The following is a 23,791-nucleotide window of genomic DNA, read 5'->3' on the forward strand; positions in this document are numbered from 1 at the left end:
TGAGATTCGGCGGCGAGCTAGTTCGCGGGGGTGATGAGACCAGTCTCGTATGCCGCAATCACGGCGTGCACACGGTCGCGGAGGCCGAGCTTGGTCAACGTGTTACTGACGTGCGTCTTCACCGTGTTCTCGCTCACCGTCATCGCCGCCGCGATCTCCGCGTTCGAATGGCCGCGGCCCAGGAGCAGCAGCGTCTCCTGCTCGCGCACCGTGAGGGCGTCGAGTCCGGCCGACGGACGGGTGCGTGGCCGATTGCGAGTCAGATCGGCAATCAGTCGCCGTGTAACGCTCGGCGCCAGCAGCGACTCACCCGCAGCTACAACTCGCACGGCGTGCACCAAGTCGTCGCGGCGGACATCCTTCAACAGAAAACCGCTCGCGCCGGCGTACAGCGCGTCGTACACGTATTCGTCGGAATCGAACGTAGTAAGCATCAACACCTTGGTCTCCGTATCGGCGCAGACCGTCCGCGCCGCTGCCAGTCCGTCCGTGAGTGGCATCCGAACGTCGAGCAGCGCCACCGCAGGCCGCAACGACCGGATCAAGTCGATGGCACCAGCACCGTCATTGGCCTCGCCGACGACCTCGATGTCCGGCTGAGCGTCGAGGATCATGGCGAACCCGCTACGAACCAGCTCCTGATCGTCGGCCAACACCACTCTGATCATCGAATGCCTTCCCCGTAAGGCAGCCGCGCTCGAACCTCGAACCCGCCATCAACTCGCGGACCGACCTCCGCGGTTCCACTGCAGGCAGCCGCGCGTTCTCGAATCCCGATCAACCCGTAGCCCTCGTTAATAGTTGCCAGCGGCCCCTGCCCGTCATCAGTCACCGACACCACGAGCTCCTGGGGGCACCACTTCAACTGTACCCGGACCTGCTGGGCGCGCGCGTGCTTGACGGTGTTGGTGAGCGCCTCCTGCACGATCCGGTACACCGCGACTTCAGTGTCGGCCGGAATCGGGCGGACCATACCGGTCACATCGAGAGACGCGGTAGTTCCAACCAAATCCGAAAGCCCCGCTAAGGTCGGCTGCGGTCCGCGCAACTGTTCGTCTGATTTCAGCACGCCAAGGAGACGCCGAAGCTGCACCATGGCGTCCCGTCCTGCGTCCGCGATCGCTTCGAAAACCTGCTCGGCCTGCTCAGGGGCGATACGTGCCGCGATCGGCCCTGCCTCCGCCTGGACGACCATCATACTGACCGCGTGCGCCAGTATGTCGTGCATGTCCCGGGCGACCCGCGCTCGCTCCTCGGCCGCCGCGCGTGCGGCTTCGGCGCGCCGCTCACGTTGGAGTTGGCGAGCCCGATCCTCGAGGAATTGCGCGTGTTCCCGGCGGCTGCGCTCCAGGGAGCCCAGCAGGTAAGCAGCGACCGGGAGCAACACCGTGAACATGAACTCGTCGAGGTTGTTGTGCTTGAGCAACAGGGAGGCCGGCGGGAAGCTGACCAGGATGACCACCAGTAATCCGACTCGCTGCCAGCGCTTCTGACCGCGGCTCGCGAGGGTATAGATCGCCAACAGCCCTCCATACTGCAGGCTCTGCCCAGGGCGGTGGTAGATCGATACGCCGGTCGCACTCATGCCGACGAGCACCATCACCACGAATGGCGCTCGGCGCCGCCACAGCAGCGGCACTATCGTGCCGAGGTTCAGGATCACACCGAGCGCCGTGACAGAGCCAGGTGCAGGAGCGATGAAGGCCACGGCTGATGCGACGGAAACCGCGATCACGAGGAGAACATCGACCTCGCGATCTTGGAGGCGGAGCTCAGGACTGACCAGGCTCGCGAGCCAGCGTTTCGCTGACGCCAACCACCGCTCAGCAGCCACCACCAGTCCGTCCATCTCCCTGAGTCTGGCTCAGATTCGGGCAGAGTTGCGGGCGCAGTTCAGCACACTGATCCGGAAACCCTTACTGTGTCCGCGGGCGGCCATCGCTGCCAGACCTTGGCGCGAGCTCCTTGAGGTAGGGGTCGATCGCATCCCGACCGACCGCGACCCGACCGAAGTCGACCATCGCGCTGCCCTCGATCGGTACAGTCGCCAACTGGAGGGGAGGAGCTGAGCTGCGCGAAGCAATCCCAACTTTTCTGGACTCGCTGAATGCGTGACCGTTGCGAGCAGCACGTGAGGCGAGTCAGGAACCTCGGATTCGAACGAATGCACTGCCGATCCCGTCCACAGCCACTGAAACCCTGGTCCTGCACTCACCCGTCATCACCTCGACCCGCAACGCCCGGCCAGTTGCCTCCACAGGGGACAACAGATGCATCACCTGGTTCCACAACGCTACCCGTTTCACAATCGGTACCGGCACGCCGTTACTCGTCGCGTTGGCCTGACAACAGCAGCGTGTCCGTAAGCCGCCTCCTCGCACATCGGGCATACGCCCTATCTACGGTCCTCGCCAAGGTGACTGAACTGGGGCATGACCGGCACGGTTCACTAGGCCGGCCGAGCCAGCCAAGCTGTGGACAGGACCGACGGCATGCTAGCCGCGTACGGCACGCTGACCGGACAGAGCTGCATGCGTCATGCTGGCAGATCCCCTGCCGCAACTGCTGGCGAGAGAACACACTAGACCAGTGCTCGCGACGTTCGGACCGTCTCTGACGGCACGCGGAGCTACCACCTGCGGCCCCTGGTCCCCATGAAGGCGATCTGAAGGCGTGTTCTGAAATGATCCATCGGCAAGTGAGGCGGTCCAGGTGGGAGGGCGATTAGCTGCCTGTCGGACGTAGTACGACCAGACAGTCGACAGATCGATTGCTGGCTATCGAACCGGCTGAGTTGCCTAACCGAATCACACCTCAGACGCAAGGAGCTGACTCCTCTAAGCTGGTGGCGCCGCCCACTCTGGACAGATCGACCAGTTATGACAGATAGGGACGTACGAGGATGGCGAAAAAACCGCGGCGGAATTGCGGGCGGAGTACGAGGGCGTCAAGGCGTCGCAGCGCATTCTCAATCGGGAGATGGGAGCCTCGGCTGGAACCGATGCTTTGAAGACGACAGCCCGCCAACTGTCCAAGTTGGATCGTCAGATCCGCAGGGCCGATCGCCGCGGACGCTAAATTCGGGTAGACACGCGGACCCTTCGGAACCGCGGGCGGCGGACCGAGGGGTCCGCGGCACGGTGGGAGAATGGTATGGCTGAGGATCGAGCCATCGCTGAGGCGATTTTTCCCAACGTCGCCGTCTTCGTTGAAGAATGGCTGGTGAAGGCTTTGCGCGCAACCTCGGTCATTCCCATGTTTGGTGCTGGAGTGGTGGCAGCACTTCGAGGCAATGAGCCGACTCGACGCCCTCTGGCGGGCCTGGGAATACCTCCGCCAGGATGAAGGTCTGGGCATGTCTGTGTGGTGGCGGGAACACGCCGACCACCATATGACCTACTTGCTCGACCCAGATGGTCCATTTCGGTCATGCCGGAACGACCAGCACGCCGAGGTCCCGAATCAACCCGTGCCAAACGCTGTGCCGCCCGCAGGCGTCTTCGAGGACGAGGATGGCTCGGCGGCATGAACCCTCTTCACTCTATAGCTGCAGAAGCTGTAAAAGCGCACGTCCTGCGTTGCGAATGTCGCAGTAAGGCCGAGTACTATGAGCAGACTCTGGCGAACGCGGTCTGGTCTGGCCAAGGAGCATATCGACGAAGACGACTCTGAGCCGGCAGCGAACTCGGCAGGCGCCGGTCCAGCGGGCGAAGGAGCATAGGTAGGCCTGTCCCGACATCAAGGAAAGCGTGATTTGTGACTGGCCGAAGGCCGACTACGACGTCGGCTGGGCACCCGCGACCCGCCGAAATCCTGCGACGCCTCGCGATGCAACCCGATCCGCAGGGGAGTGCGAGCATGCCAGAGCGGCGAATGTCGTACGCGGCCAGTCCAGGGCGACGGGATCGTCCACAGGGCAAACGAGTGGACGCCGAACACCTCGGCGACCGTCGTGGTTTCAGCCGTCGCGCAGGACTGTGCGGCTGCGCCCATCGATGGTGTAGCCCAATCCGACTGCGCTCGCCTCCGATGCGTAACGCATGTTGGGCTTGATTATTCGAGCCGCATTGACTCTGGCGGTTCAGGGGCGCGCCTGCGATGCGCCAGACTGGACCGCGGGCGGCGTATATAGCCCTCCCCCGGTCAGACATCGCGAGTACCATGACCTCACGCGAGACGATTGCGGCACCATCCGACAACTGACACCACATCGACGGCGAACCTTTCCCTCCACCGAGTGACATGGTTCTGGCAACAGCGGAGGGAGCAATTGTGGCGTCGTAGACGATGTTCGACCGGCTGGGCAGGTGGCTACCGTCGTCGTTAGACCACGTCCTCATGGCGGCCGCCAACCACCCAGAAAGGCGGGTCAGTCGGACTTGCGAACACGCTCAACCACAGCCTGACGCAACGCCGTCATCTGGCAGACCGGCTGATTTCACCCTTTTGATCAGGTACCGAGACTTGCACTGCCGAGATGACGGCGACACGTGACTACGCAAGAGTCCACAGACTGCCAGGGGTCCCGCAATATCTCGCTCTACAAATGCTCACCGCTGACAACCACCTTAACGCGCCCCTTCTTTACCCTCTCCCGTTCCCGCGTACACACTTCTCCGTCGAAGGCGGCTGAATTCCCTTCCTCGCATTTTCCTTGCGCTTCTCCACTTCCGGGCTATTCGATTTGCCTCCAGCCCTTGCATGCGCCTCGTTGTTCAGCTGCTGAAGCTTCCTAATCTCATCGACACTCATCCCCTTCGCCATTGTCAGATACTTTTCCCTTCCTGAGAGTCAGTCCGGTCGCACGGATTGAGCAACGTACCGTCACAATACTCGACTCACCAGGTCATGATCAGCGCTTTCCACGTTCTCAACGGTCAGGCACGTGTTGTATCTCGCGGCGCGCCCTCCATTGCGCCACGACTAGTGCTCATCCGGTTTCCTCTGGCTTAACCGGACATCACGCCTACGGTGCGGGGATTGTCTATACGGAATGTGCCCAGTACGACAGCCGTAGTTCGCGATGTGGCGGGGTGGGTCCCCGGCGTGAGCGGCCACTGCTCGATGATCCCTGCTCCAGTTCCTTCATCACAACGGTGAGATGAGTCCTCCCCGGAGTTCGCGCCCTGGTGTTGCGTACGACAACTCGCGCGCCCATCAATGCGATGGACGCGACCTCAGCCCTCGCGGCAACAAGGTCCTCGCGAACATCGAGCGCGGCCGCGGCGCCCGAATCCTGAACCGCCAGCAGGTCCGCAGCAGCACCAATCGCCTGCGCCAACCGACCCAGCCCGTTGCCTGAACAGACGACTGGGTCCAATGCCTTCGGTTCCGTCCTCATCCCTCCCCGCAGCCAGCGCATGTGGTTCTTCGTCGCCGCAAGAAGACCATTCCAGTCAGCCATCACCTCAGACTCGTTCGGATAGATCCCACGCAGCGCACCGACAGCGATCCGCCGCGCCGTACACAGCAGATCCTCATACGTCGCGCGCATCCCGCACGCTCCGGATGTCAGCCGCAGTTGAACGCAAGGCATCCCCCAGCGCGAGCCTCCAACTCAGATCCTCGACAGGTACGTCGATCCGCCCCGCCACCCGGACAGCCTCATCCAGCAGTCCTACGGGATCCCCGTCAAGCTCACCGTCGTACCGCACGTACGGCAAAACCCGAGCAACTCACACAGCCGATACCGACTGAACGCGGTCATCGCCCACCGCCCATCACAGGCTGTTGCCTCAAGCCCCTCAACAATCGCCTCAACCCGACTCACCAACTCAACAACCCGCCGCCGATCACCAACACCCTCCGCCGCCTTCTCCTGCATCTGAAGCCCTCCGATCGAGTCCTGGTTCCCCGGACGACCGCCGCCCGAGGCCACAGCAACTCAACGCATGCCACAGACAACTTTTGATGCCGTCTCCTTGCGAATCTGGGTCGACGATGGGTTCCCCACGCCCAAGACGCCGGTTCTTGGCGTGCTTGATAACTGAACATTCGACGGCTGCATCTCGTCCTTGACGCGTAGGTCCAAACCGCGCTCTGCGGGTCATGCCGGCGCGATCGGCATGTCATCGGCGCCGGTGCAGGAGCTCACTGAAACCGAACCAGTGGGCATCCGTACTGGCGTCGCTCGTCGAGGTCGATGCGCCGGATGTGTATCCGAATCCTCGATAGGTCCGCAATGACTCAAGTCCCAGATCGGGCCGGGACGGTTCGTGCCTGCGCCTTGAGCAGGCGATCGATGTGGTTCAGCTTCCCCGTGTGATAGCCGACCATCGTGTGCGAATACCGCCATGGGTTCGCTCTCGTCGATTCGGAGCGGGACGTCGGATCCTCTCTAGTGGAGCGGCTCCGCGGCCGCGTCCACGTGCAAACTCACGGCAGGGTTGGTTGGGCGGTCCCATGGAGGTGCTACCCATTCAGGAAGCGGTAGGCGAGTCAGGAACCGCGTGATCTCGGACGCGTGGTAACAGAGGTACTCGCCCGGATCGTCCCAGGTGATCCACAACCAGAGCGGTCCCGTAGCGTCTACGGTGCCTGGCCCGTAGTCGAAGTGGTGCACTCTGTCGCCCTTCTCGAAGCCACTCCACTGCAGGGCGTCGGAGTCGGACTTCCATCGCTGCCGACCAGGTTGCCTGCTTGTCATCGGAGCTCCCAGAGGCCTTCCTCGCATCCAAATGGTTGTGGCCCTGCCATCGACAGGGGAAGCGGCGGCAGGACCAGCCTCCGCCACGGCAGCTTCGCTTCCGCGTACGCAGGTACGCGACGGCCCCATCGATGCCCAGATCGGATCCTGAGTCAGACACGCCCGCATCGTGGCCTCCAGCAAGCGCTCGTCGACAACCGTACGTCGCTCTCGGTCGGACCCTCACGACCGGTGGAGTCATGACATCAACCATCCGAAGATCTCGCCTGCAGCTCGACTGCCTCAACTGCCAACACAGTCTTTGCGTCGGCGGCATGTTTGCGACTTCCCGGTCCAGGTGGGCGGTCGAGCGACTCTCGTGCCCTGACCGAGTGGCGGTCGCACCTGCTTTCGCCCGACGCGCCCGCGCTTGTCGTAGCGCAGCGGCCCTCCCCCGCTCCCATGTCTGAGTGGCACAAATCAGAACCCGATGGTCGGCAACCAGGGGCTCGACCTTGCCTGCGGCAACTACGGAGAGGGTCAATATCTGTTCGGGCAACCGATTAGCAACCTGGATGGTGGCAGGTAGCGGGCAGCAGTCGCCGTCACACCTACCCCGGAACAGTACGGACGGGCTGAGCGGGTCGTCGCCGGCGGACACTGGTGCCTACATCCGAAGGTCCGCGTCCGCGCCGTCGCCGATCGAACCGGATCGGAGCAGGATCTGCGGCGTGTCGCGTGCACAAATGGTGGGTCGCGCATCATGCCAGCCACCCTCCAGCTGTGGCGGACCATCTCTCCCGACGCTTCGCTGCGCGATGGATTCATCGGCGTCGGGCATCGCTCATACCGGGTTCGGGCGGTCCGCCACGGTGGGTAAGAGATCAGCGCTCGTTCCGGGCAGCCTTCTTGGCTGCCCTCACCGCTTTTTCAGCCTTGGCGATGTTGCGGCCGCTGTAGTTGACCGCTTCCTTGTAGCCCGGCATGCCCACAAGCTCGCGCAGGTCCTTCTGGTGCTGCTTGGCGGCCTCCAACTGCTGCTGAGCAGCCTCGAGCTGCTCGATCCGGACAGCCTTCAGGGCTGCCCTCACCGCTTCTTCAGCCTTGGCGATGTTGCGGGCGCTGTAGTTGACCGCTTCCTTGTAGCCCGGCATGCCCACAAGCTCGCGCAGGTCCTTCTGGTGCTGCTTGGCGGCCTTCAACTGCTCCTGAGCAGCCTCGAGCCTGTCCGCCGCGCTGTTCCTTCCCCATCGGCCCATCCTGATTCCCTTCGTCGGTTCATCTTGCTCGCGAGGGCTTAGGCATCGCGGAAGACCGCGTGGTGCTAGTCATCGATCTCTTCGATCCATGTCGAAATGCGAGCGTCCTAAACCCGTGCCGGCTACATGCGCCTGCCAACCGGCTTGTACGCGTTGTCCCCGACGTCCTCCATGACGCGAATCTCCAGGTAAGCCACTGCTCGAGCAATGGGGCATCCGCCGTATACCAGCGCGGCCGAGGTTCGCTGGGAATCAACTACCAGCGCGGCTGCGACGACCGGGGCTTGTTGGCAAGTAGCTCGGCTCAGGGCCGGCAGGCGTTGCCCCGACAGGTTCCGCGAGCCGTGCAAGCCAGTGCCGTCGGCGCGGCCACACCCACCGGCGACCGCGATCCTTTCAGCCCGCGTGACAAGTAGCTGCGATCGCGACTCCGCCGCCGACGATCACGGCCACGGCAGCTTGCTACGGCCGTTTGCCGCGGTGGGCTATTGCGCGGACATCCCTGAGCGCGTTCGAACAGGCGCGCGCCGGGGGAGGTTCGCCCTGATCCACGACGCTCGGTGGGCCACCGCTGCAACGCCGTGGCGAGGCGGCCGGAACCCGGGGCCGAGCCTCCCGATCCTGGTCAACGGCGAGAAGGTCTGGTCTGAAGCGACACAGGCCCTCAGGAGCAAGTGCCGCTCGCTCGAGCCGTGCTCTCGTTCCCGCCGATCTGCGACGCTCGTGGGCCCATTAGACCGCCGACCGGACAGTCAGCCCGAGCCGACCACCTGGGGTATCCGCCACGGAACCGAGCCGAAGCGATCAAGCCCGACAAACTGGAGCAGCCACTCCTGGCACAGACCCGTGAATCACCTGTTGGTGCGCAGGCGCGTCAGCGCGTCTGGCTCTGCCCGACACGCTCTTTGATGGGTGCTGCTAGGCGACGGGGGCGAGCTGCACGGTATGACCGAGCCTCGAGTTGTGCGACCAGCCGGCGCGCGTGGGCCTCGTCGTTGCGGCGAGCGAGCCAATCCGCGCCAAGATCGCGGTAGGGCTCATTCTTGCTGAGCATGTGGTAGGCCGAGACGAGGATGGAGTGCGCGACCGCGAGTTGCGCTCGCCCCGGACCACGACGTTTGGACAACCGGGCGTGCTGCGCTGCGAGGTAGTTCTTGCCCCGCAGCAACGTCAGCCCGGTTGCCACCAACGCGACAGCGACGATCCCAGTCGCACCGAGCGCGGTCCGACCGGCACGGATGCGAGCAACCTCCGCATCGTCGGTCACGAGCCGGTAGCCGGAGCCGCGGACGGTTCGGATCATCTCAGAGCCAACCTTGCGCCGCAGTGCGCTGACGTAGACCTCGACGATGTTCGGATGACCGTCGTACGCCTGATCCCAGACCTGCGCGAGATCGCCGCCTTCGACACCACGTCGCCGGGACGGGCGATCAGGATCGGTGAGCTGACGATGGATCTCGGTGCCCGGCGGGTGCACCGCGGCGGGGCGGAGGTCGAGCTCACCGCCAAGGAGTTCGCCGTACTCCAGCAGCACCACTGTCGGGCCGCCGCGGTTACGCCGCAAGAGAGCCCGAATCCTGGCCAGGAGAACCATGTTGGAGAACGGCTTCGTCAGGTAGTGGTCCGCGCCGGCATCCAATCCTTCGGCCTCATCGTAGTCACCGTCCTTTGCCGTCAGCATCAACACCGGTACGTCGATACCGTCCGACCGGAGCTGGGTGACCAGGCGATATCCGTTGACGTACGGAAGATTCACATCCAGTACGACGAGGTCGTAGCCAACAGTCTTTGCCTTGAGCAACCCCTCGCGACCGTCATGGCAGATGTCGACGGCTAAGCCCTCGGCAGTCAGGCCCCCCGCGAGCGACACCGCCAGTCGACGCTCGTCCTCCACGATCAGCATCCGCACCACATCAGTATGGCTCGTGCAGGCCTGAAACAATCTTCAGACTTCAGCTTGGCTTCAGCCTCCATTCGCCAGAGTCGAATCCGGCAGACAGCAACTGACGAAAGGAACCAGCTATGAAGGTCAAGGCCATCCTCATCACCGCCATCACCGCGGTCGCGATCGCCGCCACCAGCACCACCAACGCTCTCGCCTCCACGGGAGGTGATCAGATCCAAATCGATCCGGCTCAGATCCAGCTGACGCCGGCCGGGAATGGCGTCCAGCCGGACTTCACCAAGATCCAGCCCGGCCAACGCGAGGACATCGGCCCGGTGATCGTCGTCGAACCGGAGGACGGAGGCATCACCCTCGAGGAAGTTCCCGGCGAGGCCAGCCTCGACGAAGTGATCGTGGCGCCGACGAAGTAGGCGCGACTCCGAGCTGGTACGGGATCGCTACCGCGGTCCCGTACCAGCTCACCCCGCGGAAACCACGCCCGAGGCATCGGCAGTCACCCTGACCACGGCGTCGGCGTCGCAGCCAACGACCTCGCCCGTCCAGGGACTCCGGAACCGGAGCGGGCCGCCGACGGTCGGCGTGATCTCGAGCTTCGTACCATGCCACCGGCCTGCGCGGCAGAAACCAGGAAGCCACCCGCCAACTCGCCGTATCAACACAGGGCGACAGGTGACGACCGCGATGGGTGGTCAGTCGACAGGCCGGCCCAGCGCAGTCGAATACGGCGTCTGCCCCATTCCAACGACGACGGCTTAGCCGAAGACTCGCGCCTTGGAGGATGGCGGGGGCGCCACTGTCCGGTTGACTCTTTCGGAATCCTGAGGAGCGGGATCAAATGTCTGACGTCACCACCGAGCGCGAGGCGCGCCTGGACCGCACCGATCTGCAGCGGATCTTCGATCGTTACCACCAGGCGTGGGAAGCGAAGGATCCGGACGCAATCGTTGCCCTCCACACCGAGGACTCGACCTTCGTACTGCGCGGAGGCGAAGAGCGGGTGCAGGGCCGCACCGCCTTACGCGCGCATTTCGCCGCGGTGTTCGACAGATTCGCCGGGTATCGCGCCGAGGTGCAGCGTCTGCTTCTGGGCGACGGTCACTGGGTTCTGGAGTGGACGATGGTCGTCGACCTTCAGGGCATCGAAGGCCTTCCCTTCACAGCACGGATCGACTTGCTGGATGTCGTCGACGTCAATGCGGACGGACAAGTCGTTCGCAAGGATGTGTACGTGGACGGTGCACAGCAGATGGCCGCGTATCGCCGCGCCGGCTGGGCGTGACCGCGGAACTGGGCCAAATACGGCGAACACCCCATGCGATTTCGGCAGGTTTAGCATGAGCGTAGTCGGCATGAGTAGCCCGGATGCAGCCGCGACAACGCTCAACGCCCGCACGTTGCGGATGTACGAGCACTATGCGAGTGAGTACGCCCTTCTCATCGGCGATCTCCCCGACCCCGACCGCAGCCAATGGCTGGTACGGCTGCGCGGCGCCGTCGGAAACGGCGCCCGCGTCCTCGAGGTGGGATCCGGCTCCGGATGCGATGCCGACTATCTCGAGTCGCTGGGGTGCCATGTACGTCGCACCGACGCGACGCAAGCCTTCGTGGACATCCAGAGCCAGCGTGGCCATCAGGCTGACCTGCTCGATGTCATTGCGGACGACCTGGTCCTCGCAGGGCAGCCCAGATACGACGCGATCGTGGCGATGTGTGTCCTGGTCCATGTTGACCGCCCGCTCCTGCCCGATGTCCTGGCCAAGATCCTGGCAGCACTTCGTCCTGGCGGGCTCTTCCTGGTCAGCATGCGTGAAGGTGTCGGCGACGAGATCTCATCTATCTGCTTCACCTCGCAGTGGCGACCTGGCGAGTTCGAGCGGCTCTCGCTCGACGCCGGCTTCGTCATCGAGGGCACCGGACGCTACGAAGACTGCGTCGGAGACGTCTGGCGCACTCTCCTGTGCAGGCGTGAGGCGTGAGCACGGCACCTCCTGGAGGAGGACTTGAGCGGCTCTACAGGATCTGCGGCGTGCTCGCGATGATCCTCGCGGTGCCGATCCTGATCGCATGGACGCTCGCGGCCCCGGCGGTCATCGGTGCGATCGGGAAGCATCTGGATCACGGCCTGACCTCGCTGCGCCTGGTGGGCTTCGCCTGGGAGCCCTCCCCTGGCTGATCAGCGTCCCCCTGATCGCCGCCCGCCGCAAGTGGTCCAGAGACATGGGCTGGATCTGGTCCCCTCTGGGTCGTCACCTGTGTGCTGCTCCTTCAGCCGTACGGCAACGGCCCCCGCGATCCGGCCGTGCGTGCCGACCTGAACGAGCTTGCGTTCAGCTGGCTATGTGCCCTCTGCGCGGCCGCGGCCGCAAGCATGCTCACAAACTTCATCAGGGCAGTTTGGGGCCACCGTAAGGGCTACTCCGATCCGACGGTCGTCCTAGGCGCCTCGGCCACCATGTTCGTCCTCGGCGGACTCGCGGCCTACTTCGGCTGACACCGCAAAGGTCGCCAGGGCACTCCTGTGCAACCAATCGACCGGCGCAGGCGCGTCAGGAGGCACTATGCAGATCATCGAACACAGCATCATCGGCACTCGTTCAGCAGCCCTGCGGGTGCGCCGGCGGGACACCGCCATGGAGTTCCTGCTGATCCCCATGTTGCACATCGCAGATCCGGAGTTTTTCGGCGAGGTCAAGCGCCTGGTGTCCGACGCCGACCTGGTTGTCCAGGAGGGTGTTCGTGGCTCGTCTGCCATCGTCACGGCTCTGACCATGACCTACCGGATCATCCCCGCGAACCGACGCAGCGGCCTGGTTGCGGACACCGTCGACTACGAGAAGCTGGATGTCCAGGTGGTGAACGCAGACGCCACCGCCGAGGAGGTCGGCAAGTGTTGGCGCTCCATGCCGTGGCGGCTTCGATTGCTGCTTTGGCTGCTCATCCCATACGTCATGCTGCTGCAACTGGTGGGCGGACGCAGAAGACTGCTCTGCCCGAGTGTGGAGGTCTCCGATCTGCCGACCCGCGCGGAAGAGCTCGCGGGCGACGAGGTCACGCTGCAGAACGTGCTTGTCGATCAGCGGGACACAGGACTGTTCAGCTTGCTTGGTGACCTCGTACGAGATCGATCGGACGAGCAGATCACAGTGGCCGTCGTGTATGGAGCCCGGCACATGCCCGGCATCGTCGATTACCTGCGAAATGCGCACGGCTATATAGTCCGCGACGCGGATTGGATCATCGCTTTGGCCGCCTGACCCAGCCTGATGGCCTGCACGGACCCTCGCTGTTTCGGGCAGGCCGGCGCAGCTGCGTACCTGTTCTTCACCATCGTCCCCGCGTCACACCTGATTGGCTACCTCCTACTTTTGGCTGTTCAGTGGATCAAAGACGGCGCTGCGCGGGCCGGCGCAGGCATCAGGCGCACGATGCGAGGAATACCGGCAAGATCCGGGCCGCGCCGCAGCATCCGTTGGGGTGTCCGTTGGCCGGGTCGCCCAATGGTGGCTGCATGGGGCACGAGCGGGAGGCTGAAGGTGAACGGCTTTCCGACGTGGTCGGAGGGTCCTCCGCGTCCGCAGACCCTCGCGGACGGTCGATGGAGATCCGGTCAGAGACCTTGCACTACCACTTGATCGACCAGAGCGGCACACTTTGACCACTGCGAGCCCGCGAGTTGCGCTGCTGACTTGCAGCGATACGGCCCGGCGTATGGGCTCGAGGCGCTGACGGGGCAGGTCGACAAAACTGTTCGCCCCACACCTGGCCACCGCAACGACGACCTCAACGCACCGGCGTACGCCCCCGGGCGGGGCACCGCGGCGCACTCGATCCATAGATCGTGCAACGGATGGCCTCGTGCGTGGCTGGATTACAATCCCGTGCCAGGAAGGCCCTTGGCCAGGCGTTTGGTTGCTGAGCAAGTCTCGGACGACCAAGTTGGCGCCAGCAACACGGGAGGCGCGAAATGCTCCGGATTCTCTTTTTTGGGGTTCGCGATTCTGTATCCGATGAATTGCGCCTGACTTAGACTCGAATTACGACCTCCCCGAGCCACCGGAACAACCAAAGAGGGCACTTGTCGCCAAGCTCGTCGCGGGCCTGATCAGCGAGTTTCCTGGTGGCGGAATCGCACAGGCCTGGTTCGAGCATTATGTGGACGCCCCATAGAGGAACCAGGAGGACTACTGGATTCGGGTGATGACAGAGGTCATCAACGAGCTCGTCGAGAGATACAACACACTTCCTCATGACGAGGTACTGCTGGCCGCGCTCGTGGAGGCGACGCGGGCGGCCCAAGCAACAGACCCGCAGGAGAAGAGAGATGCCCTGCGGAGCGCGGTCGCTAACGCGGTCGCTCCTGACAGCCCGAACGCTGACGAGCGAGGCCCGATTTTGCGGCTGGCCGATGGGTTCACGGCGGGTCATCTGCTCCTGCTCCGCCGGCTGACGATCATTGGGGTACAGCCGAGCAGGTCGATGACCAGCGAGGTGTGAACGCGTCTGGTTTTTGGGATACCCGCTCGACGGAAGCGCGCCCGAGTATGCCGCCCATTGCAGCATTCGCGATCTCCTGATCACCGACCTCGTGAGTCACCACCTCATCGATGGCCCACCGCGCTCCCGTGGGGAGGTCGTGTCCTTGGATGGAGAGTACTTGTTCGGTCACACCACCGAACTGGGCAAGCGGTTTCTCGCGTTCATCACCCAGAAGGATTGATTTCACCATCCCGGGCCTACCATACGCGCGGTATGGCGTTGCACGCAGCTTCACTTTCCGAGACCGGTCACCTTTGCCAGTAGGACACGACCATGCAGGTGAGTCCGCTCATGGCGACAGCGAGAGCTGTGAGTTCCGTCGTCAGCCGACGAAGCGCTCGCCGCGCATACGTCGCCGAGGTTGTCGATGGCTACTCAAACCTCGACGACCTGGTCGCGGAAGCGCAGGACATCATTGAGGCCGACCGACCGGCCGGCCGTGCCTGACAACCCGACTTGGCTCAAGTTAGTGCGCAAGGCCTGGCCAGTTGATGCGCGCGAGTGCGTTGCGTAGGTCGCGTGGGAGGGGTCTGCGGCGGTGAGGATCTGTTGCCCGGCCGCGGATCTGGACGGTGCGGCAGCCTCGGGCGGTGCGGACGAACTTCTTGATCGACCAGCCGGTGCGGTTCTCGATCAGCCGGGTGATCGCGAGCGCTGCGAACATGATGGTCAGGTGCGCCTCGATGGACTCGCGTTTGTGGTGATAGATCGGCCTGGAGTGCAGGTGGGCGTGGTGGAGTGTCCCGCTTTGCTGCGGGAGTGTTCCACTGAGGGGTATCAGGGCCGGTGTCGGCGTGGTGGTCAGGGCCTGGCGGTGGCGGGCGGTCCGCATAGGCGGGTGAACAGCCGTGTCCAGGCGTGTACCCAGGGCCACCAGCCTGTGGGCAGGTGGAGGGTGATGCGCCGGGCTGATGAGGCGGTCCGGGTGGCGACGTTGATGAGTTTGCGTCGGATGGTGCCGGTGGTGGCTTTGGCCAGTTCACCGCCGGCGAGGGTGGCGGCGGCGCGGGTGAGATTGAACGCCATCACGCAAGCACCAGCCAGGGGCGTTCGCGGCGAACACCCCGGACGGCAGGTGGGCGAGGGCGGAGTTCTTCAGGTCGGCGTTGACTTGTTCGATCATGGCGTGCCCGCGGCGGGTCTTGTCGACGGTGACGGTGTCCATGGTGTCGGTGTCGACGGTGGTGAAGAAGGCGTGGAATCGCCAGACGTCGAACAGCGCATCTGCCCGGACGATGTGTTCTTGCCGGTGTTGAGGCCGGCCCGGCACCCGCTCTGTCTTCTTGCGGGACGCGGACGCGGTGAACGGCACCTCGGCGACCTCGGCGCGCGAGATCCACTGACCGGTCTGCTCGTCGTAGATCGCGTCGGTGTACTCGATCGGCGTCCACGCCGCTTCGCTGATGGCGGCGATCGCGGCTTTGACCCGCTTGTCGAGGCGGACGGTGGCCGAGACATCGGCACCGGCACGGACCGCGGCCAGCACCAGGCCGCGTCCGTAGAACGCCGAGTCGGCCCGCACCAGCAGCGCGCCGCCCGACAGTCCACGCCAGAGTCCGCGCACGGTCTTCAACGCGTCGGCGACCAGGCGTTTGGCGCCGCGCAGCGACCCGGCCGATCCCTTCCGCAGCCGCTGCGCCACGATCACCGGCGCGGTCCCGGTGGTGGTGACCGTGGCCAGCAGCGCGTTCAGCCCACGCACCCCGCAGTACCCGAACCCCGCGCCCTGCTTGGCACGGCGGTGGACCTCGACGATCGTGTCATCGACACCGACCAGCACGAACTCGCCGTCGGCGACACCACCGGCCCCGCCGACCAGCGGCGTCTGGCTGGCCAGCCCGGTCAGGAACCGCGACGCCACCGCGTCGAGCCGACGCACGTGACCGAAGGTGAACCTGCGCAGGAGCGACCCCCAGCGTCGACGGCGCATACGCGCGGCCGAACACCCGCCCCGTCCGGCCATGCCGCAACAACGCCATGTCATCGATCGAGCCCGCGTCGGCCACCATCCCCGCCACCAGCGACGACACCTTCAACCCCGCGTTCGCGCCCATGTCCGTCGGCACACACTCAAACGCTCATCCGCCAGGCCACACAGGCCCACCGACCCCGCCAGCGCCATCGCCGGCACCAGCCCGCCTGACGACACCAGACTCGGATCATCGAACGCCGCACGAACGGCCCGGGGAGTGTGAGACAGTTTGCATCTCCGAGATGCCCTTTCGGCGCGGTCAGATTGAACCTTCAGCAAGTCCAATCCTCCCGCCACGCAAGGGTATTCTCGCGTCAAGCCACGCTCACCCCACCCAACTCACCCTGGTCCATCCGTGGATCCAGGCTAAGATGCGGCACACCCCGAATATCGCAGCTACACAGTAACCGGGTGCGCACAAGGCGCTCGACTGGAACCTCCCACCCGAGCGCCTTGCGGGCCTGCGTGCGTACCTCCGGGCTGCTGAATTAGCAGCGCGCATCATAGGCGGCAACGCGGCGCTGGCGTTGACGCCGTGGCTCGCACCGGCGCCGGATCCGCCAGCAGGCGCTATTTCCCCAGCTTGACAAACGCGCCGAGGCGCGTACTGGTCAGCCAAATGCAGATCTCAGACTATTGAGCCCGATTCCCCCGGAAACCTGGGTTCGCCGTTGGCTTTCTGACACTTCCAATCCACCACCCGACGCCTTAATCGGCTCGCGAGCGGTTACCGTTCTCCAAAGGCCGCGGCGAGCTCCTTCAGGTAGGCGTCGATCGTGCCCAGTCCGACTGCGGCCCGACGAATGTCGACCATCACCTCGTCCTCGATCGGCGTTCGCGGCTCGAGTTTACCCGCCGGGTTCCTGCCCCACTGGGTGCCGTACACCTGCGGTTCGTTCTTGGCCACCCGAACCCGATCGACCAGGTACGCGAGGTCGCTCGGGTCAGCATCGTCAGCCGCCACCGCGTCCTTCATCAGTGCGAGACCACGCTCCTGCAATGGAAGGTCGAGGTCCGCGTGCTGGATCAAGACCCACGCCGCCTGCGCACCGTTGCTCCCGACGGCATTCCAGCCCGGCCAGCCGTGCTCATCAAGAATCTTGGCCATCCGCTGAGCGTTAGCTCGATCTGTCGCCTCCCACGCCGCGCCGAGCTCCTCCGGCGTGCGTTTATCACCCGGAGGCGGCGTGCCGGTCCGAACCGCCTGGTCCTGCGCAAGCATCGCGAGCAATTCGGCGCGCAACTCGGGCCTGCCGACCGATGCGCCGAGCGGAGGCTTGTCGATCTTGACCGGAGCCGGAGCCAACACCCTCCGCGTCGAGGAGGGAGAGGTCATCGCCGGCGTATCGCGGCCGGAACTCGATCCTGAGACGCCGTCGGCGGAGCACGCAGTGATTGATCCAGCAGCCGCGACGGCCGTCGCCACCAGGCACAGCGGGATGCGGGTCCGACGAGGCGGCCAGAAGGTTCTCTCTGTCATCCAAAAATCCTTCCGAAGACCCGCAAGACCCCCAGGGCGCGTGATCTCCACCTCAAGGAGTTGGACTCGACGATCTTGCCGTTGGCGTCGTAGATTCGGGTCTCCCATGGGTCATGGACGTGGCCCTGGTACTTGTACCAGGTCGTCATCTCGCCGGTGAAGGAGGTTCCTTCTCTCGGCATCCCAACCTCGCTGTAAGTCTTGCTCAGGTCGACCGGACCATGCCCCTCAGGCCAATTGACCCGGTAGTTCGGCGACGCTGCGGCCGGCGTGACCGCGCGGGGTGGCACTTCGGACGCAATAGTGGTGGCCGCGACAAAGACCAAGCCCCGAACTACACATCCTGCACCTGCAGTTGCCGCGCAGGCCCCGAGCGTCAACCCGACATCGGCCACGATGCCCATCGTCTCCCAGAACCCTGGCCCCCTATCGATCGCCCGCTGCAGTGCAGCCTTTGCGGCCGCCTCCCTCAGCTCCCCGCGACGCTTGGCCAGGACCGCCCTGGAATGTTCCTTGACGTTCCTCTTCTCCTCTCGCCAGGTCGCGTTGTTCAGGCCTCCCTTTATCTTCTTGGCCGCCGCATCGATCTTGGCCCTGTTGCCGTTGTAGTTGCAGCGGCAGTCGTCATAGTCGGCTATCAAGCCGGAGGGATCGCTCCACGTCGCAGGGCTGTTGCCGGCGTAGGCGTAGGCATTGAGCTGCTGCGGGTTCTCCGGATCCAGGATCGGGTCGGCCGAGAGGAAGCGGCCCAGTTGGGCGGAGTATTCGCGGGCGCCCAGCCTGGTCAGGCCGGTGCCCGTGTTCGTCAGACCGCCGACGAAGCCGACGGTGCCGCCGGGCCAGGTCGCGGAGTTGCGCGGATTGCCGAACAGGTCCTGGCGCCTCATGGTGACGGCCAGAGTCGACTGGTCGATTGCGAGCTGCGCGGTGCCGTGCCGGTCCGCCGAGATCCAGCTGAGTTTTCCGCCCGATCGGATCGCCATACCCTCGTAGTGCCTGGTGCCCTTCTTTACGCCCGTGGCCGTGTCCACCGTCAGCTCCCCGCCACCGAGAAACAGGGTCGCCCGTCCTGGATCACGACGCACCAGCTGTGTCCCGTCTGCGTCGTAGACGTACTGCGTCGCGCCCGCCGTGGTGCCGATCGAGTCGAGCAGCCCATCGTCGGTCCAGGTCAATGACTGCTGCGCGACCGGCCCGGGCATGGCGGTGGTGTTACCGGCCGCGTCGTAGCTGAAATCGGTGACGTTTGCCCCCGTGGTAATCGACTGCACCGAGTGCGATCGCGGCGACCCGGCGCCTGGGTACGTGTAGGTGCTGACCACGTCGGCTAAGCCCGCGACGCCCTTCGAGACCTGCTTGGTGCGGTTGCCGGACAGGTCGTACTCGTACTGGTGCCAGTAGGGCGCCGGGCCGCCGATCGTGGTCGCCGTTGGCTGCACCGAGCACTCCCCGGACGCAGTCCACGCCTGGGTGACCCGCCGGAGATAGTCGTACCCGAAACACTGCATATCGATGCTCGTCCCGGTCGCCTGGTCGCTCACTTTCATGACGTTGCCGACCGGGTCGTAGGCATACTGACGAACGTTGACGACACGCTGGCTGGCGTACTCCCGATCCACCTGCTGCTGAACCAGCCGCCGTGTTCCCTCCTCGTAGAACAGTTTCTCCCAGACCCGCTTCCCACTCATACCGAACTCGACCTGTGACCGCTCTTCGAGCGCGGTGTACGAGATCGACGCCACGTAGGTCGTGGCACCGGTGAGGCTGTCGAGCGCGCCGAGGTCGTTGTAGTCGTAGTTGAGGGTCTCGGCAGGCACGTCGCCCAGCTTGGGCAGGGCCACCGACGATGGGCTGCCATCGGCCGAGTAGATCGTCGAGGTGGTGTACGTGCCGTTCAGACCCGGCTCGGACGCTGGGATCGTCACCGATTCGCCGGTCGGCCGACCCGCTCTGTCGTAGCCGGTGATGGCGCGCGTATAAGCGTTGCCGTTGACGAACCGGGTCGAGGAGGTGAATTGTCCCTTCGCTAAGGTGTCGTAGGTCCAGCGGGCGATCAGTGGACCCGTTTCGGACTGCTGCCGGGTCTCGGTCCGGCGGCCCAGGTCGTCGTACTTTGCGGCCACGACCTTGCCCCTGGCATCGGTGGTCGTCAGCAGTTGCCCAACCTCGTCGTACGCCATCCGCGTCTCCCCCTGGTCGGGATCGACCGTTCGAACCTTGCGTCCCAGCAGGTCGTACTCAAACGTCCACTGGTTGCCGGCGGCATCCCGGATCGACGCCTGCTCGTCGCGATTGGTGTAGGTATAGGTCGTTTGGTCATACGCGGTGTCCGACTTGTACTGACGCAGCTCGGTGGTGCGGCCGCGGGCATCGCTGATCGTCGTCGTCTTTGTCCCGCCCGCGGGCGGCGTGACGGTGACGGAGTTCCCGCCGTAGCTGGTGGTGGTCCGCCAGCGCTCCACATCGTTGGTGCCCAGCTGAATTGCGGCGGTCTGACGCTCTGTTCCGTCGTACACGGCAACGGTCGTGCTCGGCACGCGGCCGGGCTCCGGCAGAAAGAGCTGAGTGTCCGGTTCGGCGTCCGAGTTGTAGTACGGCGCTCGCGAAACGTTGACCAGCCCGCGGGAGTCGTACAGGGTGTCAGCGATGACGCGACCGGGCTGAGGGCTCGGCTGCTGGGTCTGGCGCTCGCGCAGGAATCCGTCGTACAGGACGTAGCTCCCGACCATGTTGCCGTTGGCTCGCAGGCGCTCGGTCCGGACCCAGGTCGGCCCGTCGCGCCTGACAGAGTAGGTGTGGCGGATGTTCGGGCCGTCGCCACCGGCCTTGCTGCGGTCCGGCTTCCAGACCGCCAGGAGTCGGCCAAGACCGTCGTACGTCATCGTCGTTGTGCGCCCGTTGGCGTCCTCCGTGGAGGTCGGCAGCGACCAGGCCGGGTCCAACGTCGTGGTGGTCGTGTGACCGAGCGGGTTGGTGAGCCTCGTCGTGGTGGTGAGACCGTTCATCTCAACGTACTCGGTAGTGGTGCGGCGATCCTTGGCATCGACCGTCGCCGTGATCCGGCCGTAGTCGTCGTAGCTGCGCTGCGAGGTGGCCAGGTAGACGGCCTGCCCTGCAGAGTAGTCCTTGGCCGTCTCGGTTTTGGTGACGGAGCCACGCACGGGCGCACTCCCCCATGGCTGGTCGTCGTAGTGCAGCCGGGTGTCGGTGATCGCGTCTTGGGGGTAGTTTGGAGTCGTTCCACAGGGTACGGCGACAGTCTGGACCCTGCTGGCCAGATTCATGATCCAGGCGTCTTCGTTCTTCACGTAGGTGCTCGTTGTGCAACGGTCGTCCGTGACGTCGGCCAGGTCGCCCAAGTCCTTCACCTGGGTCGCGTTCCCGTGTGCGTCGTACGTCGTGTCCACCTGCGTACGGCGATAGTTGCCACCAGTCAGCCGGACTCGTTCCGTCGTCCGGCCGGTCTCCACCTGGTAAGCCTTGACGCTGCCCTGCGTCGCCGTGAGCCGGTACCAGGGATCGTTGATCGTCCCGGTCTGTTCCCCGCCATCGGTACCGTCGTAGGCGATCTGCTCGCGGAGAAATCCACTCAACGGCTCGGCATCGGGCAGCACCGTCCCGGCAGAGTCGATGATGTTCACGGTCTTGGTTCCGCCCATGGCGGTGCGGTCGCCGTTCATCCCTCGGAAATGCTGGTAGAGCACCCTCGACTCCGGTTTGTTGGCATCGTTGGTTGGATCTCCCTTGCGAACGGCAACCTTCTCGAATCCGCGCCACTGTGACCAGGTGCGGTTCTCGGCCTTGACCAGTGGATCGTCGTCGTAGGCCCAGGCCGCGCCGCCGAGGTACTCGTAGTTCGTGACCATGTCCTTGTTGCCGCCGACCAGGTCGTCCTCGACTACCTGGGCAACGGCATACTTGTGGAACCAGTCGTTCATGGGAGTGGTTGCCGGCGGGAAATTCCAGCGGACCGGGAAGCAGCGCTTCGTGTTCTGGTCGGCTGAGGCCGGCAGCGACTGCTGCGTACAATCCGGCGCGAGGTAGTTGACGTTGATTGCGGCACCTGTCTCGGTCTTGATCGTGGTGATCCTGTACTTGTTCAACGCCGGCAGGTTGTCACCATTGGCCATGTACACCCGGTTGGCCATCATGATGCCTTCGAAGGTTGTGGCCGGCAGAACTACCGACCCCGCGGCCAGGCCAGTGTGAGTAATCCCCGTCAGGTAAAGCCCCGCGGTGGTACCGTCGCCTGGCTCGGGCCACGCGTGGGCGAACGTCCACTGGTCCACGCCACGGTATCCGCCGCCGGTCGAGATCTGCGTTGTGATCTTCGACAACCGTTTCGTCGACCAGAACGTCGGTGAGTACTTGCCTGGGCATGTCCCCGTGGTGCATTCGGTGTCCCAGGGGACGTCAGGCCAGGACTCGGCGTTGTGAATGGTGCACGTCGTTCCTGCCTTACATCGGTCGTCGGACTCAAATACCACTCGTGCCGGAGCCGGCGCGGCGTACTCCGCGCCACGCCGGAATCCGTACTCGATCCGGGCCAGCGTGCCGCCGCGCGTGTAGAACACGCCTCGCACGGCGAGGTTGACGCCGTACCGGTTGGTTTCGGGGGTGTAGAAGTAGGCCATCGCGTTCTGCTGCGGGTCGACGACGTAGTCGAGGTTCCATCGATAGGTCTGGGTGCACTGTGAGGCGTCGAACGTGCTCTCGTAGCAGGGCTCCCCAGGGTCATTCCCGAACACCGGGACGTTCCAGGCCGAGTTCGTCGTCGGCTTGCCCTCTGTCCAGTTCGGCAGCCGGTTCAGGCCGAAGAAGTACTGCGTCCCGTCAGTCGTCGTCACCCTCCAGTACTGACCGTTCTTGCCACCGTTCTCGGCCCCCTCGAGCCGATCGATCCGGGTTCCGTCGTCATTCTTGAGCCGCCAGGTGCCATTCTCGAACACGAGCTGGCTGGAGTGCTCGCCGAGCGAGAGAGTCGCGTTGTCGGTCTCCCAGCACAGATCGCCGATCTCGGTGTTCTGCCCGTTGTTGCCGCCGAGGTCGTCGGCGCAGCGCTTGTAGGCGCGCTCGAGGAATCCGGTGGACATCCCCCACCCTTCACCAATCCACGATGGCTGGTTGTTGGTCGTGGCAACCTTGCCGTCGATGGCAGACGACGAGTAGGAGGCAGCGACGCTCGGCTTGAGCCCGCCCGGCACCGGAGGCGTACGGAATTCCTGGTTCCAGGCCAGCTCACCGCCTTGGATGGAGCCCGCCCATCTGCCCGCAGGAGACAATGAGGTCGCTTTGTAGTCACCGGCCGAGCCTTCGGACGCCGCGGCGAGCACCACCATCCGGTCGGTCTGACCGACCATCACGTCGGCGGTCAGCCGACCGGTGGCTAGGTCATTGCGTACGGCGGTGACCGGGAGGGTGTCCGCCTTGTCCGCGGGGCGCAGCCGCAGACGGGAGGACCAGTCACCGCCGTACGCGTCGCGGAATGAGTTGTAGCCAACTGTCATCCGCACCGGCACCGGCGAGGTGAGGCCATCGCCGCGCCGAAGTTTCAATACCACCCCATCAACGCCCCGGCGTTCCGATTCTGCCCGGCTCAGGAGCTCTACAGTCACGTTCATGGCCTTCTCGGCCGGCCGCTCACCGCCAGCCGCGAGCCAGACCGGCAGGTTGCCGGCCTGGGTGCCGATCGCCGATCGCGTCTGACCGGCCGGGATCGTCACCTCGGCCGTCTCCGCGGCTGGCCAATCCACCTTGGCCGGCCCGCGTTCCGGAAAGGACTTGCTCGCCGGCATCACCAGCCTCGCGTCGTGGCCGGGCACGGACTTAACCTCCTGCGGCTCCGTATCCCGCTCGCCTGCCACTACGGCGGGTGGCAATGCTGCCACGGATGTTGCGCCGACGGTAACTAGCAGGGCGATCGACAACACGCCCGTGATCGCGACGGTTGCTGCCCGACCGGTGAGTCGCTGCGTGCGCATAGATGTCCCTTCAAAGGTGAAACGAAAGTGCT

15 protein-coding genes and 2 pseudogenes are annotated in these 23,791 nt (G+C 64.7%); 8 read left to right on the top strand and 9 right to left on the bottom strand.

Features of this window, described 5'->3' with window-relative positions:
* Positions 1-17: 17 nt before the first annotated feature.
* Both ABZX12_RS04275 and ABZX12_RS04280 read right to left on the bottom strand, forming a co-directional pair.
* Positions 18-668, bottom strand: a complete 651-nt coding sequence (locus ABZX12_RS04275; RefSeq protein WP_355689657.1) for a response regulator transcription factor — start codon at positions 666-668, stop codon at positions 18-20.
* A complete protein-coding gene (locus tag ABZX12_RS04280; protein ID WP_355689659.1) occupies positions 665-1,849 on the bottom strand; it encodes a histidine kinase in 1,185 nt (394 codons plus the stop codon). The genes ABZX12_RS04275 and ABZX12_RS04280 overlap by 4 nt, the downstream gene beginning before the upstream one ends.
* Before the next feature lie 1,443 nt (positions 1,850-3,292).
* Here ABZX12_RS04280 and ABZX12_RS04285 point away from each other — a divergent pair.
* Entirely contained in the window at positions 3,293-3,529 is a 237-nt protein-coding gene (locus tag ABZX12_RS04285; RefSeq protein ID WP_355689741.1) for a DUF4913 domain-containing protein, read from the top strand.
* Positions 3,530-4,984: 1,455 nt separating this feature from the next.
* On the opposite strand, the gene ABZX12_RS04290 is transcribed toward ABZX12_RS04285, so the two are convergent.
* From ABZX12_RS04290 to ABZX12_RS04300, 3 genes are all read right to left on the bottom strand, one after another.
* A complete protein-coding gene (locus ABZX12_RS04290) occupies positions 4,985-5,494 on the bottom strand; it encodes a hypothetical protein (protein WP_355689660.1) in 510 nt (169 codons plus the stop codon).
* A 2,015-nt stretch (positions 5,495-7,509) separates the two neighbouring features.
* Positions 7,510-7,884, bottom strand: a complete 375-nt coding sequence (locus tag ABZX12_RS04295; RefSeq protein WP_355689661.1) for a hypothetical protein — start codon at positions 7,882-7,884, stop codon at positions 7,510-7,512.
* Positions 7,885-8,758: 874 nt separating this feature from the next.
* On the bottom strand, positions 8,759-9,787 hold the full coding sequence (locus ABZX12_RS04300) for a response regulator transcription factor (RefSeq protein ID WP_355689743.1): 1,029 nt from the start codon (positions 9,785-9,787) through the stop codon (positions 8,759-8,761).
* A 119-nt stretch (positions 9,788-9,906) separates the two neighbouring features.
* Here ABZX12_RS04300 and ABZX12_RS04305 point away from each other — a divergent pair, with 119 nt between their 5' ends.
* The 7 genes from ABZX12_RS04305 (at position 9,907) to ABZX12_RS04335 (ending at position 14,284) form a co-directional block, all read left to right on the top strand.
* Entirely contained in the window at positions 9,907-10,200 is a 294-nt protein-coding gene (locus ABZX12_RS04305) for a hypothetical protein (protein ID WP_355689663.1), read from the top strand.
* A gap of 425 nt (positions 10,201-10,625) precedes the next feature.
* The gene (locus ABZX12_RS04310) at positions 10,626-11,069 is read left to right on the top strand and encodes a nuclear transport factor 2 family protein (protein WP_355689664.1); all 444 of its coding nucleotides are present in this window, start codon (positions 10,626-10,628) and stop codon (positions 11,067-11,069) included.
* A gap of 55 nt (positions 11,070-11,124) precedes the next feature.
* Positions 11,125-11,766, top strand: a complete 642-nt coding sequence (locus tag ABZX12_RS04315; protein ID WP_355689666.1) for a methyltransferase — start codon at positions 11,125-11,127, stop codon at positions 11,764-11,766.
* Positions 11,767-11,816: 50 nt separating this feature from the next.
* Positions 11,817-11,963: a hypothetical protein gene (locus ABZX12_RS04320; RefSeq protein WP_355689668.1), complete on the top strand. Its 147-nt coding sequence runs from the start codon at positions 11,817-11,819 to the stop codon at positions 11,961-11,963.
* Between the two features lie 81 nt (positions 11,964-12,044).
* Positions 12,045-12,281 (top strand): hypothetical protein, encoded by a 237-nt coding sequence (locus tag ABZX12_RS04325; protein ID WP_355689670.1) that lies wholly within the window; start codon positions 12,045-12,047, stop codon positions 12,279-12,281.
* Between the two features lie 67 nt (positions 12,282-12,348).
* On the top strand, positions 12,349-13,044 hold the full coding sequence (locus ABZX12_RS04330; RefSeq protein ID WP_355689671.1) for a hypothetical protein: 696 nt from the start codon (positions 12,349-12,351) through the stop codon (positions 13,042-13,044).
* A 943-nt stretch (positions 13,045-13,987) separates the two neighbouring features.
* Positions 13,988-14,284, top strand: coding sequence for a hypothetical protein (locus ABZX12_RS04335; RefSeq protein ID WP_355689672.1), 297 nt, complete (start codon positions 13,988-13,990; stop codon positions 14,282-14,284).
* 601 nt (positions 14,285-14,885) lie between these two features.
* On the opposite strand, the pseudogene ABZX12_RS04340 reads toward ABZX12_RS04335, so the two are convergent.
* From ABZX12_RS04340 to ABZX12_RS04355, 4 genes and pseudogenes are all read right to left on the bottom strand, one after another.
* Positions 14,886-15,050: pseudogene (locus tag ABZX12_RS04340) on the bottom strand (IS1634 family transposase); the annotation flags it as partial.
* Positions 15,051-15,127: 77 nt separating this feature from the next.
* Positions 15,128-16,460: pseudogene (locus ABZX12_RS04345) on the bottom strand (IS1380 family transposase).
* A gap of 565 nt (positions 16,461-17,025) precedes the next feature.
* Positions 17,026-17,724, bottom strand: coding sequence for a DUF6624 domain-containing protein (locus tag ABZX12_RS04350; protein ID WP_355689674.1), 699 nt, complete (start codon positions 17,722-17,724; stop codon positions 17,026-17,028).
* Between the two features lie 50 nt (positions 17,725-17,774).
* Entirely contained in the window at positions 17,775-23,759 is a 5,985-nt protein-coding gene (locus ABZX12_RS04355) for an RHS repeat-associated core domain-containing protein (protein ID WP_355689676.1), read from the bottom strand.
* Between the last annotated feature and the right edge of the window lie 32 nt (positions 23,760-23,791).

It is taken from the genome of Kribbella sp. NPDC003505, assembly GCF_040610875.1.
Classification (GTDB): domain Bacteria; phylum Actinomycetota; class Actinomycetes; order Propionibacteriales; family Kribbellaceae; genus Kribbella.

Coding starts and splice junctions, on each gene's coding strand:
- ABZX12_RS04275 (WP_355689657.1), bottom strand. CDS start 668: ATGATCAGAGTGGTGTTGGCCGACGATCAGGAGCTGGTTCGTAGCGGG.
- ABZX12_RS04280 (WP_355689659.1), bottom strand. CDS start 1,849: ATGGACGGACTGGTGGTGGCTGCTGAGCGGTGGTTGGCGTCAGCGAAA.
- ABZX12_RS04285 (WP_355689741.1), top strand. CDS start 3,293: ATGAGCCGACTCGACGCCCTCTGGCGGGCCTGGGAATACCTCCGCCAG.
- ABZX12_RS04290 (WP_355689660.1), bottom strand. CDS start 5,494: ATGCGCGCGACGTATGAGGATCTGCTGTGTACGGCGCGGCGGATCGCT.
- ABZX12_RS04295 (WP_355689661.1), bottom strand. CDS start 7,884: ATGGGCCGATGGGGAAGGAACAGCGCGGCGGACAGGCTCGAGGCTGCT.
- ABZX12_RS04300 (WP_355689743.1), bottom strand. CDS start 9,787: ATGCTGATCGTGGAGGACGAGCGTCGACTGGCGGTGTCGCTCGCGGGG.
- ABZX12_RS04305 (WP_355689663.1), top strand. CDS start 9,907: ATGAAGGTCAAGGCCATCCTCATCACCGCCATCACCGCGGTCGCGATC.
- ABZX12_RS04310 (WP_355689664.1), top strand. CDS start 10,626: ATGTCTGACGTCACCACCGAGCGCGAGGCGCGCCTGGACCGCACCGAT.
- ABZX12_RS04315 (WP_355689666.1), top strand. CDS start 11,125: ATGAGCGTAGTCGGCATGAGTAGCCCGGATGCAGCCGCGACAACGCTC.
- ABZX12_RS04330 (WP_355689671.1), top strand. CDS start 12,349: ATGCAGATCATCGAACACAGCATCATCGGCACTCGTTCAGCAGCCCTG.
- ABZX12_RS04335 (WP_355689672.1), top strand. CDS start 13,988: ATGACAGAGGTCATCAACGAGCTCGTCGAGAGATACAACACACTTCCT.
- ABZX12_RS04355 (WP_355689676.1), bottom strand. CDS start 23,759: ATGCGCACGCAGCGACTCACCGGTCGGGCAGCAACCGTCGCGATCACG.